The 14,111-nt window shown below is 40.7% G+C and carries 17 protein-coding genes; 5 read left to right on the forward strand and 12 right to left on the reverse strand.

Translation table 11 applies throughout. The features are described from left to right. Positions 1–61 precede the first annotated feature (61 nt). Positions 62–817: a glucosamine-6-phosphate deaminase gene (nagB, locus tag DWV34_RS01850; RefSeq protein WP_118475114.1), complete on the reverse strand. Its 756-nt coding sequence runs from the start codon at positions 815–817 to the stop codon at positions 62–64. 17 nt (positions 818–834) lie between these two features. Continuing rightward, positions 835–1,857, reverse strand: coding sequence for a Gfo/Idh/MocA family protein (locus DWV34_RS01855; protein ID WP_118475116.1), 1,023 nt, complete (start codon positions 1,855–1,857; stop codon positions 835–837). Positions 1,858–2,134: 277 nt separating this feature from the next. Between DWV34_RS01855 and DWV34_RS01865 the strand changes: the two genes are divergently transcribed. After that, positions 2,135–2,941: a helix-turn-helix domain-containing protein gene (locus DWV34_RS01865; protein ID WP_118475118.1), complete on the forward strand. Its 807-nt coding sequence runs from the start codon at positions 2,135–2,137 to the stop codon at positions 2,939–2,941. Positions 2,942–3,100: 159 nt separating this feature from the next. On the opposite strand, the gene DWV34_RS01870 is transcribed toward DWV34_RS01865, so the two are convergent. The 6 genes from DWV34_RS01870 to DWV34_RS01895 form a co-directional block, all read right to left on the reverse strand. Continuing rightward, entirely contained in the window at positions 3,101–4,465 is a 1,365-nt protein-coding gene (locus tag DWV34_RS01870; protein WP_227051765.1) for a KAP family P-loop NTPase fold protein, read from the reverse strand. A 90-nt stretch (positions 4,466–4,555) separates the two neighbouring features. Then, a complete protein-coding gene (locus DWV34_RS01875; RefSeq protein ID WP_118475424.1) occupies positions 4,556–4,933 on the reverse strand; it encodes a TnpV protein in 378 nt (125 codons plus the stop codon). 257 nt (positions 4,934–5,190) lie between these two features. After that, positions 5,191–5,514: a helix-turn-helix domain-containing protein gene (locus tag DWV34_RS01880; RefSeq protein ID WP_227051769.1), complete on the reverse strand. Its 324-nt coding sequence runs from the start codon at positions 5,512–5,514 to the stop codon at positions 5,191–5,193. 429 nt (positions 5,515–5,943) lie between these two features. Next, positions 5,944–6,594: an MT-A70 family methyltransferase gene (locus DWV34_RS01885; protein WP_118475120.1), complete on the reverse strand. Its 651-nt coding sequence runs from the start codon at positions 6,592–6,594 to the stop codon at positions 5,944–5,946. Then, on the reverse strand, positions 6,557–7,261 hold the full coding sequence (locus DWV34_RS01890) for a BglII/BstYI family type II restriction endonuclease (RefSeq protein WP_118475122.1): 705 nt from the start codon (positions 7,259–7,261) through the stop codon (positions 6,557–6,559). Before DWV34_RS01890 ends, DWV34_RS01885 begins: the two co-directional genes overlap by 38 nt. A gap of 341 nt (positions 7,262–7,602) precedes the next feature. Further along, positions 7,603–8,250 (reverse strand): Crp/Fnr family transcriptional regulator, encoded by a 648-nt coding sequence (locus DWV34_RS01895; RefSeq protein ID WP_118475124.1) that lies wholly within the window; start codon positions 8,248–8,250, stop codon positions 7,603–7,605. Between the two features lie 91 nt (positions 8,251–8,341). On the opposite strand from DWV34_RS01895, the gene DWV34_RS01900 reads away from it, so the two are divergent. The 4 genes from DWV34_RS01900 to hcp all read left to right on the forward strand — a co-directional run bounded on the left by DWV34_RS01900 (position 8,342) and on the right by hcp (position 11,342). After that, positions 8,342–9,052, forward strand: coding sequence for an ATP-binding protein (locus tag DWV34_RS01900; protein WP_118475126.1), 711 nt, complete (start codon positions 8,342–8,344; stop codon positions 9,050–9,052). Between the two features lie 13 nt (positions 9,053–9,065). Next, a complete protein-coding gene (locus DWV34_RS01905; RefSeq protein ID WP_009242442.1) occupies positions 9,066–9,398 on the forward strand; it encodes a cupin domain-containing protein in 333 nt (110 codons plus the stop codon). Positions 9,399–9,508: 110 nt separating this feature from the next. Next, the gene (locus tag DWV34_RS18175; protein WP_330416940.1) at positions 9,509–9,622 is read left to right on the forward strand and encodes a 4Fe-4S domain-containing protein; all 114 of its coding nucleotides are present in this window, start codon (positions 9,509–9,511) and stop codon (positions 9,620–9,622) included. Positions 9,623–9,701: 79 nt separating this feature from the next. Continuing rightward, positions 9,702–11,342 (forward strand): hydroxylamine reductase, encoded by a 1,641-nt coding sequence (hcp, locus tag DWV34_RS01915; protein WP_118475128.1) that lies wholly within the window; start codon positions 9,702–9,704, stop codon positions 11,340–11,342. A gap of 153 nt (positions 11,343–11,495) precedes the next feature. On the opposite strand, the gene DWV34_RS01920 is transcribed toward hcp, so the two are convergent. From DWV34_RS01920 to DWV34_RS01935, 4 genes are all read right to left on the reverse strand, one after another. Continuing rightward, positions 11,496–11,873, reverse strand: a complete 378-nt coding sequence (locus tag DWV34_RS01920) for a TnpV protein (RefSeq protein WP_118475130.1) — start codon at positions 11,871–11,873, stop codon at positions 11,496–11,498. Between the two features lie 17 nt (positions 11,874–11,890). Beyond that, the gene (locus DWV34_RS01925; RefSeq protein ID WP_118475132.1) at positions 11,891–13,321 is read right to left on the reverse strand and encodes a MobA/MobL family protein; all 1,431 of its coding nucleotides are present in this window, start codon (positions 13,319–13,321) and stop codon (positions 11,891–11,893) included. Positions 13,322–13,509: 188 nt separating this feature from the next. Next, positions 13,510–13,770 carry a hypothetical protein gene (locus tag DWV34_RS01930; protein ID WP_118475426.1) on the reverse strand — a complete coding sequence of 87 codons (261 nt, stop codon included), beginning with the start codon at positions 13,768–13,770 and terminating at the stop codon, positions 13,510–13,512. A gap of 76 nt (positions 13,771–13,846) precedes the next feature. Further along, on the reverse strand, positions 13,847–14,080 hold the full coding sequence (locus DWV34_RS01935) for a complexin-2 (protein WP_187115066.1): 234 nt from the start codon (positions 14,078–14,080) through the stop codon (positions 13,847–13,849). Positions 14,081–14,111: the final 31 nt, after the last annotated feature.

The following is a 14,111-nucleotide window of genomic DNA, read 5'->3' on the forward strand; positions in this document are numbered from 1 at the left end:
ATAAAAGTCCCCAAAGACAAACCCTCTTTGGGAACTTTTGGCTTCATCCTATAAAATTTCTTTATGATGCCTCCGAAAGCTTATGTTTTTCTTTGATCACAGAAAGGGCATCCTCATCCGCAAATACGACAGTATGGGGATGCAGTTTAAGGATAGATGCCGGGACTCTCGGCGTAATTTCACCATAAACAGCCTCATACAGTGCCTGGGCTTTCTGTTTCCCTGACGCAAGCAAAATAATATGTCTGGCCTGCATGATCCCTTTAATCCCCATAGAATATGCTTCTTTTGGCACTTCTTCTTTTGAGCGGAAAAACCGGGAGTTCGCTTCGACCGTGCTCTCTGTTAATTGTACACAGTGGGTATCCGCAATAAAAGCATCCCCCGGCTCATTGAAACCGATATGTCCATTGGCTCCCAGCCCGAGAAGCTGAAGATCGATCCTTCCTTTTTCTGCAATGATCTCCTCATACTCACGGCATGCTTTATCAGAATCCATCTCAGTCCCATCCGGCACAAACGTCCTGGATTTTTGAATATTTACACGATCAAATAAGTACTGGTTTATGAAAAAACGATATCCCTGCTCATGCTCTTCCCCAAGTCCTTTGTATTCATCTAAATTGATGGTGGTCACTTTTGAAAAATCAAGCTGGCCCTGCTCATACCATTTTGCAAGCCGGTCATAGACTCCGATCGGCGTAGACCCCGTTGACAGTCCGAGGACTGCCCTGGGATTCATTCTTATTTCGGAGGCAATGATCTCTGCCGCTTTTTCACAGATTTCTTTATAATCTTTTCCTTCATAAATTGTCATAAGATAACTCCTGTGTTTTAATCTCTTTTAATCTGAACTTTCTTCTCGGTCTCCAGGCTTTCGTGAACAGCCTCCGCTACCAATTCCGCCTGCAGCCCGTCGTTGCCGTCTGCAATGAAAGGAATGTCTTTTTGCAGACAATAGATAAAGTCATTGATCGGCTCAATTCCGAATCCGCTTGGCCTGCCGCAGTTATTTAAAATAAAATATGAGTTTGGCGTGCGCTGTTTCTCATGATTAAACATTTCCACGCCACGGTTTTGTGAATCAATTCGGAACATGGCATTTTCACAGAGGATCTGTGTCCTTCCGTCATTGTTTTTTGCAAATCCTTTCGGGAGAATCCAGGAATTTTCCACTGTCCAGTAGCATCCGTTTTCCTTCTTCAAAGTAGCCTGGATAGAATCATAGGTATCAATTCCTTTTGATTTTAAAACTTTTTTTGTTCCCACTGCAGATACTTCTTCAATTTCACATCCCATATACCAGCGGATCTGATCATAGCAGTGGGTTCCGAGGAAATGAACCGGGCTCGATTTGTCCGCCCAGCCAAACCACTCTGTCGGGACGTCGATGATGTCGTCCATGTTCATATACCCCCGGACAGGAGCTCCTGTTTCCGCTTTCTGCAGTTCATTTCTCACATTGATCGCCGCCGGATCCCATCTCTTATGGTAATCCACCGCAACACGCACCTTATACTTTTCAGCTTCCGCAAGAATTTTTTTTGCGTCCTCTGAAGTCGTAGCCAAAGGCTTCTCCACCAGGATCGGTTTCCCATGGCGGATAGCCGCCAGCGCCGGCTCCATATGAAAGGCATCGGGAGTCGCAATAGACACCGCATCGATTTCTTCTTTATCCAGCATTTCATTGACATCATTGTAGGTCTTGACCTCATACTGTTTGGCTATTTTATCCGTGATTTCTTTATTCAGATCACATACTGCCACGAGATTTGTGTTCGGATTCCATGTATAGGCATTCACATGGTTAATTCCATATATTCCAGCTCCAACAACAGCTACATTCATAACTTTCATCTTCATAATCTTCTTTGATTTTTTTCAGTGTATTACTTTTTTAAAAAATACCTATTAACGCACACAAGATAGAAACTGCAATGATGCCGAGGCTGGTCATTCGATTGGAATAATCCATCGATGAACTACCTGTATCATAGAACATTTTTGTGCCCTGTGCCGTATGTCCACAAAGTAGGAATTAAGGGTAAAAATCAGAAATTTCCACGATTGCGGAAAGTGTGATATAATTCAGATAAGCGGCAGCAGTGAAACCGTTAGAAAGGAGCGTGCGCCCATGAAAGGAGCAACAAGCATACAGGAACGCCTTTGGGAACTCCGCAAGGACAAAGGCTTAAATCTGGAAGAACTATCAAAGCTGACGGGCATTTCCAAATCAGCTCTTGGAAGTTATGAAAAAGAGGATTTTAAGGAAATCAATCATGGCAACCTTATCACGCTGGCAGACTTCTATGGGGTTTCTGTTGATTATCTGCTGTGCCGGACAGAGAACAGAGAGCAGATCAACACGCCATTGACGGAGCTGCATTTGAATGATGAGATGGTGGCACTTCTGAAAAGCGGTCGGATTAACAACCGTCTGCTCTGTGAGCTTGCCACTCATAAGGACTTTATCAAGTTTCTTGCGGACATTGAGATTTATGTGGATGGGATTGCCACCATGCAGATTCAAAACCTCAACGCCCTTGTCGATACTGTCCGGCATGAAATCATTGAACGGTATCGCCCCGGCGAAGATGACCCGCATTTGAAAGTGCTGCAAGCCGCCCATATCAGCGATGATGAATATTTCAGCCACATGGTTCTGAATGACCTCAATCTCATTATCCGGGATATTCGGGAAGCTCATAAAAAAGACAGTGAAAGTGCGCCCCAGACCACCGTTGCCGATGAACTGAAAGAAAATCTGGAAGCGGTCGAAAATTTCAAGGGCAGTCGGGATGAAAAGCTGGTTGTCCTTTACTGCAAGCAGCTTGGTATCAACTATAAAAATCTGTCAGACGAAGAATTTCGCTGGCTCATTAGGATTCTCAAAAAATCAAAGAAAATGGGAACGCCAATCAGCCAGAGGAAAAAACGGTAACAAAAAACCGCTGTTGCATGGTTTGTTGGTTTCCATGTAGCAGCGGTTTTGCTGTGGTTATTCAGTTGAAAACCCGAATAACAATCTAAAAATTTTTTATTTCTTCTTTTGGTTCTGATAGGATAATATTAGTTGCAATTATGGAATATTTTATTCAAATTATGACAATACAGCAAAATTTGACATCATGTTCGATGTATTAAGAGCAAATGACTTTGATTCTTTCGAAAATTCATATTGTCCTAAATTCGTATAATATCTACCTCCCGTATACTGTGTTACAAAAATAGCCTCATAAAACCGTATAATTACTTCTTCTTGCGTTACTAATTTCTTTCCATCTTCCTGTTCAAATGATTCGTCATGATTTAACATATTTTCTAACACACGGTTTTGATTGTCTGTATCAAATAGTTTTTTTAAAGGATCACTGTTTTTCCCATTAATAAAATCATCATATTTAGAAATATCTGCAATTTTCAAACCAATCAGTAACGGAACAATGTAAATCATAATAATTTGTCTTCCTTTTCCATCAGAAAAAGAAAAATCATATTTTCCACTATCATGCGTTGGTTCATATACAGCAGCCTTAACCTGTGAATAAAATCTTGTGATTTCACGCAATTCAAAATTGAACATTTTTATTATTCTCTTTGTTATAATATCAACATAATATCTGGATTCAAGTCCGATTTGAGTATAAAATTTGTCCATATCAGCAGGAGGCATCGTAATTCGCAAGTCAAAGAATCTATCTAAATATCTACACGAATCAAAATTTGTTCCATAATAATGTTTTATTGTATGTTGTAGCTGTTCCAAATTAACAGAAAAAACAAAAGTAATTCTATCGTCAAATATGTAATGCTTTATTTGTTCAAGAAGATGAACTGTAAAAGTTGGCTTACACCTATCCAATTCATCAACAAAAATAACTAATCTATTTCCTCTTTCAGCTAATAATCCCGTTAAAAAATCTTTTATTTTAGCCTCAATATCTTTCTGCTCCTTAAATTTTGTAAATGGATCATCTGATGACAAAGCGTCTTTAATTCCGTTAATATTGTGTCCACTAATCGCTTCTACAATTGCACCAGCAATCTTAACAATACTCTTATCTGATAATGAAAAATCCACACATAGCTGTTTTGTAATCTCATAAATTAACGAAAGAATAGGTTCTGTATCATTATCATTCTCCCAGGCATCATAGTATACCGCTATGCTACAATTATCTCTATCTTGTCCATTATTCGGAAATGAAAGTCTGGCTGTAACTTTTGCTCTCTTTTCCTCGTCCATAACACTTGATGGATTTAATGCATTAATTACCATCTTTGTTTGGCGGACAAAAAAGGTTTTTCCACTGCCCCATCTTCCATCAATTGCCATAGCACTTGCAAATTCCTGAGCTTGCAAGATATTATAAAAATAGACAATATCCTTATTTCTATTAATAGTATCTTTATATAAAGTTTCAATCAAATTTTCTTCTGTCGGCAACATCTCATATTTTTCCATAATCTACCTCTTCTAATAAAAAACTGTTCTAAATTATGTAAGCTTCTTCTTTGCAACTTTCGGATTTGTAATATTCATTCTATCATATCGTTATGAATAAATCATCTCATGTAAAATAATTTCTTCTGCCCGGTTGTGAATGTTATTGCACCGTTGCACCCATTCCATTTGACAGGTACGCTTCAATTCCTCGGTCACACCCTCGGCAGCTTTCATCTGCTCCATGATGGTCTCTAACCGTTCCTGTGCCTGTTCATTCAGATCTGCAAGATATGTCCATAACTCCCCAGTCAAGGTCAATATGTTCAATCTGGCTGGGTGGACTTCTCTTAAATATTCCCGGTGCATCCGTCCATACTTTCCGATGGGGCGGTGTTCTTCCGGCAGCTTCAAATCTGGGATGTAGTAATCTCCGACAAGGATATAATCAATTTCGTTCTCCGTTATTCTTGGTTTCAATTCGCTCATATTTTTAATCTCCTCATTCTGGCTCATTTTTTTTGCAAGTCTGGCTCTCCAGAAATATTGGTAAATCATTGGTAAAATTGAGAATGGAACACAAGAACGGCTATTTATAGAAGTATTTAAGACGATTTGAGACTTTTTATTCTGAACAGTAAATCCTGCCGTGACAATGGTCTCTGCCGGAAAATACACATGGATCTGCTCTGTCGTCAGAAGATACTGAACTGACCCTTTATCCGATGTAATCTCAACGCCCTGATTTACATAAGGAATCGAACCGATGCCCGTTTGAGATAGATCGCAGACAATTTGCACTTTTCCACCGTCTCCTTCAGACTTTTGTCCGCACCGATAAAGGACGCAAACGGATCGTCGGAAAATGCCGAATCTTTTTCAATATAAGAAAACATCACCGGACGTGTTTTCTCCTTCCGAACGATACCGTCTCTGGCAAGCTCATTTAAGATAGCACTGGCTGTGTTCCTCTGAATACCCAGACAATCGGCAATTTCCTCTGCAGTCTGCTTATTTCTGCTCTCCTGAAGAAGTTTTATGATGTTGTTTTTGTTCCCTGGTTTTCCCATTGATCTCTCCTGTGCCATTGGATTTGTGGTTGGATTTCCTTATAAGAGAAATATAGCATGGCGGTGGGATTTTGTCACTTGGGAATGTGGTTTCATAGAAAAACATGCAAACTGACATTTATATCGGCTTGCATGTTTTAAAGTATTATAATTAACAAAATATGTGATAAATTTAGTCTCGATTCTGAAAATTTTTATATTTTTCATCATGCCTAAAAATATCAATTTCAGCAGTACCTATATCTTAATGAAAGAACATTCGATTCCACAAATAATATAGATTTTTCTGTAGGCACCGTCAGATCATTGAATAGTAATTTATTTCTTCTTTAATAACCATCTATAGTTTTTATTTTTAAGAGCACAATTTTCATGCTTTCACTCTTATATTCCAACTATTTTTAATACTTGAAATCTTCTTCACATAATCTAAAACTGCTTTGCATGCGCAACTGTATGATTTGAATAAGTCTCCCATGTCGGTTCATAATCTGCTGTTGCCTGATTGCCCCACATGTCCCAACCTTCTCGAACTCCTCTTGCGAAAAGCTCAATTCTGGGTCCTTGACTACATGCCTCAATAATTGGAATAATCTCATCGGGCTTACGGCTATGTTCTCGTTTCATAGCCCGAATGATATTAACTTGAGATCGTGCTGGCTGCAATGTTCTATTTGGTGAACTTTTTTTCTTAATGCCGAACAAAATCAATTCTGTAACATTCCTAAAATAGAAACCAACTCCTCTGCCGTCAGGTCCTCCATCTTTCCGGACTTTTTCCCACACAATATTACCCTTATAATCAAAACCCCATTCATCCATTACTGCCAATCCATCCGGGAGCAACGCATTTGGAACCCATAAATATAAATGCGCTTTTTCTCCTGTAATATCTGCAATAGGTAACGCTTTAATATCTGCGATTGTCATCGTCTCATACCGTGTTAATCGTTTATGTTCTGGGGCCACTTTACCTGTCCTATTCTGAAACTGCCACGGTGGATCCGCATAAATTGTATTATATTTCTTTCCGTTCGTAAATTTAATTAAGTTTTGTATTGTACTCGTTAAATCTGCCATATTCTTCAACACATTCCTTTCCAATCCCCACTGCTAAAATGGGGCAACCTCCATTGCGCCGGGAATCGAGTCTATAACGCAATTTGCCCATCCATGTAGTACTCGCTCCATATTTTTTTATTAACAATTGACCATTGTCATCCGTTTCTTGCTTAAAAATATCATTAAGTTTTTCCGCTCTCGTTACAATTACTCCTACCTCAATCAGTCCACAATCGAAATAAGTTCTCATAGCCAATAAATCTCGATCAAAAGTTTGATCCTTACTATTCCATTCAAGGTCGAAAGCAACTTTGTTTTTCAAAAAATCTATATTGTGGCCATCAATATACCCTTCTATTGTTTCAACATCATAAGGCTTATCTGCAAAACGCCCCCTTCTCTGTGCAGTCTGCCTTGGATATTTTTTTACTGTCAAATCTCCGCTTATTCTGATTTCTCTCCACCCATACGGATATAAAACGTCATCAAATTTTTTAGGTATTGGTGATTCGTTTCCGCCAGATTTTTTAATGTCTGCCAAAGTAAGTTTCAGTTTTCGCAAACAGTCTTGTAACTCATCCCACTCTATCGGAAAAGCGTTATGAAGTATCTCTAAGGCATGGCCATAATTAAAAAATTCAAATCTAGATAATAGATCGTTATCTACATACTTATCTATATTCATATCGTATATTCCTTTCCTCTTTTTTCTGAAAATATTTCTACTATTTCATCCATCGAACAACTTGATATCGCATGCCTTTCAATCGAATCTTAAATCACTCAAACTCGACAATTACTAATCAATTTTGTTTAGAGATTATTCTCTGTCGTGTTTACAGTTCTTTTGATTATTTGATTTATCCATATTATCCTGCCTATACAGGCTAATGTTATCATTTTGTTATCGGTGTTGATAACACTTGCTCTGTAACTGTGGATAATAGCACTATATTCTATTTCAGATCATAAGCGATTTTGCTTAAAAAATCAATCCCTATTCAAATTCATACCATTCCTTAAATCTCAGTCTTTGAGCAAAATACGATTTTTTTTGTATTCAATCATGCCATCTTTCTGCATTTTAGAAAGCTCGTTGCACATAGTACTGCGGTCAACATTCAAGTAATCTGCTAATTGCTGGCGGTTATATGGAATCAGAAAAGAATTGCTTCCGGCATGTTTTGCGCATTCTGAAAAATAAGACATCAATCGGCCTCGTATGGATTTGGAACTGGTGTGCAAAATCCTTTGTGAAAGTTGCAGACTTTTATGAGCACAGACAGTCAGTAGATTTCGTGCAAGGTTTGTATGAAAAGGGCAGGCGTTTGTGCAGGTAGTCAGAACACGTCCCACATTCATAAACAACACAGAGGTATCTTCCACGGCAGACACTGTAACCAGCATCGGCTGTCCCGGAATACAGGCATATACCTCAGCAAATACAGAACCAGGTGCAACACTTCCTAAAATGCTGGTATTCCCCCAAATATCGTTACAAGATATCATTGCCATGCCTGACAGTACAATGCCGATATTCTCTATAATACTCCCTTCTGAAAGAATTACTTCTCCTTTTTTATAATTGCGTTTTACACTATTCAAACAGCTTAAAAGCGAGGAGATGTCATCTTCTTCTAACCCACGGAATAGCTGAATATCGGATAATTTCATATTTTTTACCCTTTCGTTGTTATAACAACAGATTTTTATTTTTAATTATAATATACTATGCCCAGAAAGACAAGAGAAAGGATGGTATAAAATGATTCGAAGAATTATCCAAATAGATGAAGAAAAATGTAACGGATGTGGTGCGTGTGCCGAAGCTTGTCACGAGGGTGCAATCGGCATGGTAAACGGCAAAGCAACACTTCTGCGAGATGATTATTGTGATGGTTTGGGAGATTGTCTGCCAACCTGCCCGACAGGTGCAATTTCCTTTGTGGAGAGAGAAGCTGCCGCCTATGATGAAAAAGCTGTGCAGGAAAATATGAGGAAAAAAGCGAAAAGCAATCATGCCGCTGTTCCCCATACAGGCTGCCCCGGCAGTCGAATGCAGGGTATTCAACATTCACAAGAAACAACTCCTTCTGCCCGGGTACAGACAGAATCACAGTTGGGACAATGGCCCTGCCAAATCAAACTGGTACCGACTAATGCACCATATTTTGACGGCGCAAAATTGTTAATTGCAGCGGATTGCAGTGCATACGCCTATGCCAGAATGCACGAGGATTTCATGCGTGGGAAAATTACGATTATCGGCTGTCCAAAGCTTGACAGCATAGACTACAGCGAAAAGCTGACGCAGATCATTCAAAACAACAACATTCAAAGTGTGACGGTTGTACGCATGGAAGTTCCCTGCTGCGGCGGACTGGAATTAGCTGCCAAAAAAGCGTTGCAGGCAAGCGGAAAATTCATTCCTTGGCAGATTGTTACGATTTCGTTGGGTGGTAAAATTTTGGAATAAAAGGAGAGATACTATGAGTAAAAAAATGAAAAACATTGCTCAATCAGAAGTACTGACGCTGAGAGAGCAAATTTCTTATCAGGAGGGGCAGGTTGTCAGCAAAACTTTGACACAAAACCAGGCAGTAAGTATTACCCTGTTCTCATTCGCAAAGGGCGAAGAGATCAGCACCCATGAATCGGGTGGGGACGCCTTCGTCACCTGCTTGGATGGTATCGGAAAAATCACGATTGATGGCGTTGAATATCTGCTGCACGAAGGAGAATCTATTGTCATGCCAGCAGGCCATCCCCATGCGGTATATGGGCAGGAAGCGTTCAAGATGCTTTTAGTAGTTGTATTTTAATCAAACGCAAAATTGACAAAGGAAGGTGATTTTATGAAAGCAACAAAAGTAGATAAGGATCTCTGCATTGGCTGTGGGCTTTGCTGTGGATCTGCGACGAGGTTTTCCGTATGAACGAGCAGGGAAAGGCAGAAGCGTATCAACCAGCAAACGCTGAAGATCAAGGTGCTGTACAGGAGGCCATCGACTCGTGTCCTGTGTCTGCAATCGCCTGGGAAGATTAATTCAAACGCGTCTATATGCTTTTTTGATTGAGAAGAAACCACATTATTTCAAATTTTAATAGTTTTTAGGAGGCATATTATGGAACAAAAAATGTTTTGCTATCAGTGTCAGGAAACCGCCGGGTGCAAGGGCTGCACCATGTCCGGCGTATGCGGAAAGAAACCTGATGTAGCGGCCATGCAGGATCTGTTGGTCTATGTCACAAAAGGAATTTCGGCTATTACGACTGCATTGCGTCAGGAAGGTAAGCAGGTATCTGCCAAAATCAATCACTTGATTACTCTGAATCTGTTCACTACCATTACCAACGCAAATTTTGATAAAGAGAGCATTGAATCAAGAATCCGTGCTACACTGACCGAAAAGGAAGTTCTGCTAAAGCAAGTTACCAATCTGACTGTTCTGCCTGAAGCCGCAAAATGGAACGGATCTGAAAACTGGGAAGAAAAAGCCAGAACTGTCGGTGTTCTTTCTACCGAAAACGAGGATATTCGCTCTCTGCGCGAGTTAATCACCTACGGTTTGAAGGGACTTTCCGCTTACTCGAAGCACGCAAATGTGCTGTTGAAGGACAATGATGAAGTTGACACATTTCTTCAGAAAGCACTGGCTGCCACGCTGAATGACAACCTTAGTGTAGAAGATCTGATTGCTCTAACAATGGAAACAGGAAAATACGGAGTATCCGGTATGGCAATGCTGGATAAGGCTAACACAGACAGCTATGGAAACCCCGAAATTACAAAGGTAAATATCGGTGTCAGAAAGAACCCCGGCATTCTGGTATCCGGCCACGACCTGCGCGATTTGGAAATGCTGTTAGAACAGACACAGGGAACTGGAGTGGATGTGTATACGCATTCCGAGATGTTGCCAGCTCATTATTATCCCGCTTTCAAAAAATATCCTAACTTTGTTGGTAATTATGGGAATGCTTGGTGGAAACAAAAAGAAGAATTTGAATCCTTTAACGGTCCTATTCTAATGACAACCAACTGCATTGTTCCTCCTAAGGATAGTTACAAAAACAGGCTTTACACTACCGGCGCTGCGGGATATCCGGGATGTACACATATTTCGGGAGAAATTGGCGAACAAAAAAATTTTTCTGCGATTATTGAGCATGCAAAAAAATGTGTCGCTCCGAGTGAAATCGAAACCGGTGAAATCATCGGCGGATTTGCCCATGCACAGGTTCTGGCTTTGGCAGATAAAGTTGTAGAAGCTGTAAAAAGCGGTGCTATCAAAAAGTTTGTGGTTATGGCGGGCTGTGATGGTCGAGCAAAGAGCCGCGACTACTATACAGAATTTGCTAAGGCTCTGCCGAAGGACACTGTCATCCTTACTGCCGGTTGTGCAAAATATAAATATAACAAGTTGCCTTTAGGCGATATCAATGGCATCCCACGTGTTCTGGATGCAGGTCAATGCAATGATTCCTATTCCCTTGCTGTAATCGCCTTGAAACTCAAAGAGGTCTTTGGGCTTGACGATATTAACGATCTGCCAATTATCTATAATATCGCATGGTACGAGCAAAAAGCAGTTATCGTTCTTCTGGCTCTTTTATATCTTGGTGTGAAGAATATCCACCTTGGCCCTACACTTCCGGCATTTCTCAGCCCGAATGTTGCAAAGGTCTTGATCGAGAACTTCGGCATTGCAGGAATTGGCACTGTGGAAGAGGATATGGAGAAGTTTTTCGGTATTAACGCATAAAAAATACTCCGTCAAAAGAAATAGATTCAACAGGCATAAAGAAACCTCGGAAACCCTTATAAAATGGGCATCCGAGGTTTTCTGTCTGTTATTCGAATCTGACAACGCCTAATCATTTTGTTTTCAGACTTGCTTTCCACCATACACCTTTTCTTATTGATAAATCATCCCTTTATCCACAATCTCCCTCGCACACGCTTGTATATTATTCATTCTCGCTACCCATTCCTTCTGATTTTCTGCCTTTAACTGTTCTGTAATCCCCTGTGCCTGTTTCATCTGCTCTACAATCCTTTCAAAGCGTTCCTGCGCCTGTTCTTCTATATCTGCAAGATAACTATTCAGCCTGTCACTTGTAAGCAGAGTAATATAAACCGCTCTCTTATGTTCTTTCAAATAGTATTTATGTCTTTGTCCCCATACGCCGATAAATCTTTGTTCTTCTTCCTCCGGCAAGGTAAGACAGGGGATAAGATAATCCCCGTGTCTGATATAAGTGCCGCCCATTTCTTCAAATATTGTTTTCTTCATAATCGTTTCCACCTTTCTTATCGTTCTCTATCCATTGATTTCTTCTTGACTGACCGTTTCGGCTGCTGTCTTCCTTCCTGCTGATAGCGGTGTAGCTTTTCCAGTACGCTTGCTTTTTTCGGTTGTTCTAACGGATTTTCTTTCTTCTGCTCCGTCTGATTTTTCCATGCTCTCAGTTCTTCATTGTATTCTATAATCAGTTCTTCTGCCTTGTTATAAATCTTCTGAAAGGCTTGCTCATTGGGATAGCCTTCCCGTTTTACTATCTGTTCCAAACTCTTGTGCAGACGCTTTTCCAAATCTTCTAACAGTTCAATTCGCCCTTCCAGAGATTTTCGCTCTTTGCCTTTAAATAGCCCCCGTAACTGTGACAGTTGCTTTTTCAAAGAAGAAATATCCTGCTGTGTGCGTTTTATCTCCATGGACTGTCTCTGCAATTCATACATGAGCTTCTGCATATCTTTCCATTCCTGCAAATCAATCTTTGGCACAGGTTTAGGCAGTAGTTTGAATTTGAAAATTACTTCCTGTAAAAAGTCTTTCGCACCTCGGATAATCTGACGGAACATCTCCGGCATCCAGCCGTATGTCCTGATAGATTGCAACGTTTTATCTGTGATTTTTTCCTGCTTGATCTTCAAAATATCTTCTTCGGGAACACCCTCGACTAATGCCACATCAACTGTCCGATTCCATTCCTGCCTTGCCGCATTGTCCGCCTTTATCTCCTCTGCTTTCGGATTGTTCTTTCCGATTTTCTTGGTCGCCAGATATACGCCGCCCTGTTGGAATACGGATAGTTTTTCTGATTCTTCTTTTACATATCGGTTGATCGTATCGGTAAACAGTTCCTTGACTTCTTTGGTAAAGGCTTTGTTCTTAAACCATTCATCCTTTTTCGTGAAGATATGGCTTTCATAAACTTCCCCTTTGGGGATAATACTGCACCCCGCCCGAAGATTGCCCTGCTCGTCTAAAATTTCTTTTTTCGTGCGTCTATGCTTCCCCTGCTCATCGTAAAACATATTTCGGATAGCGATTTTCACTTCGGGTTGTTCCAGCATTTTCCGTTCACTGAATACAAGATGAATATGATAATTCGTCTTTGCCTTGTTGTGATGAAGGGCAGCACTGCACTCCACACCATATCTTTTATGAAAAGTTTCCGTAAAAAGTCTTACCACATCATCTGCCCTGTACTGAACAAAACTTTCGGGAAGTGCTGTGATAAACTCACGCCCTTCAATACATTTCCCTACTGAACCACTCGCCTTAAAGTCCAATTGATTTTCTCTTGCAAGATTTTTCCAAAACTCCGGTGTTGCTCCTTCTGTCTGATAGGTCGCATAGAGATATTCCTGTCGTTTCGGATTGGAGATATAATCAATCCTTCCAGCTACATCGGACAGCTTGCTTTGTCTGATAAATGAATGTCTACCTATAAGCATCCTCCTTCCTCGACTCTCGCCGACTTTATTGTGAGTAGGTGCATAGGCACCTGTTTACGAACCTATCCGCCTGTCGGCGGTTTGCTCCCGGCAGGGCGAAATACAAAGAGCATAAAACTTTAGGTTTGTGCGATGGGTGTATTTCGCTCTCAAACGCCGAGGGCTTGTTTTTGTTTAACAAAGTCCGATTACTTCTCGGACTCACGATTAGATTTATGGGCGTATCCGCCCTTTTTATCTGCCCGTATCCGGGCTGCTTTTTCTATGACTGACAGCAGATGATCTACGGTACTTTCTTCCCATCCGGCAAGCCATATCAGGGTTCTTTCCTCTGCTTTCGTCAGTTCCACACCTGCCAGTACCTTGTTCATTTTTTGTAGCTGTCTGCCCTCCATCTCATAAAAGAAATCATTCACGTTTCTGCTTCCTCTTTCCGGCTGCTTTAGCATCTGCAACACTCCCTTCCTGTCTTGTCTATTATTCACAGGGGTGTGGCACACCCCTGTCCTTATCATCAAGGAAGAATTACCAACGGAAACCCTCCGGCACTCCCCGCCTGTCCAGATATTCTTTTCTTGCCTGTTCCCGTTCTTCCTTTGTCGGTGCAGTTTTTGATTTTCCAAACAGGTCACGCATGACCATCCTGTCCAACTTTTTCTCCAACTCCTGCTTGATTTCTCTCTCACAGCTTTCATCTTCCATCAAGTGAAAACGGAGCAGCTGCATAAATAATTCCTGTGATATTTGCACGTTTCTCATCGTATCCCATCCTTTCCGTGACGGTATGTGA

Origin of the sequence: Anaerostipes sp. AF04-45 (assembly GCF_003461725.1) — a bacterium.
Lineage (GTDB): Bacteria > Bacillota > Clostridia > Lachnospirales > Lachnospiraceae > Anaerostipes > Anaerostipes caccae.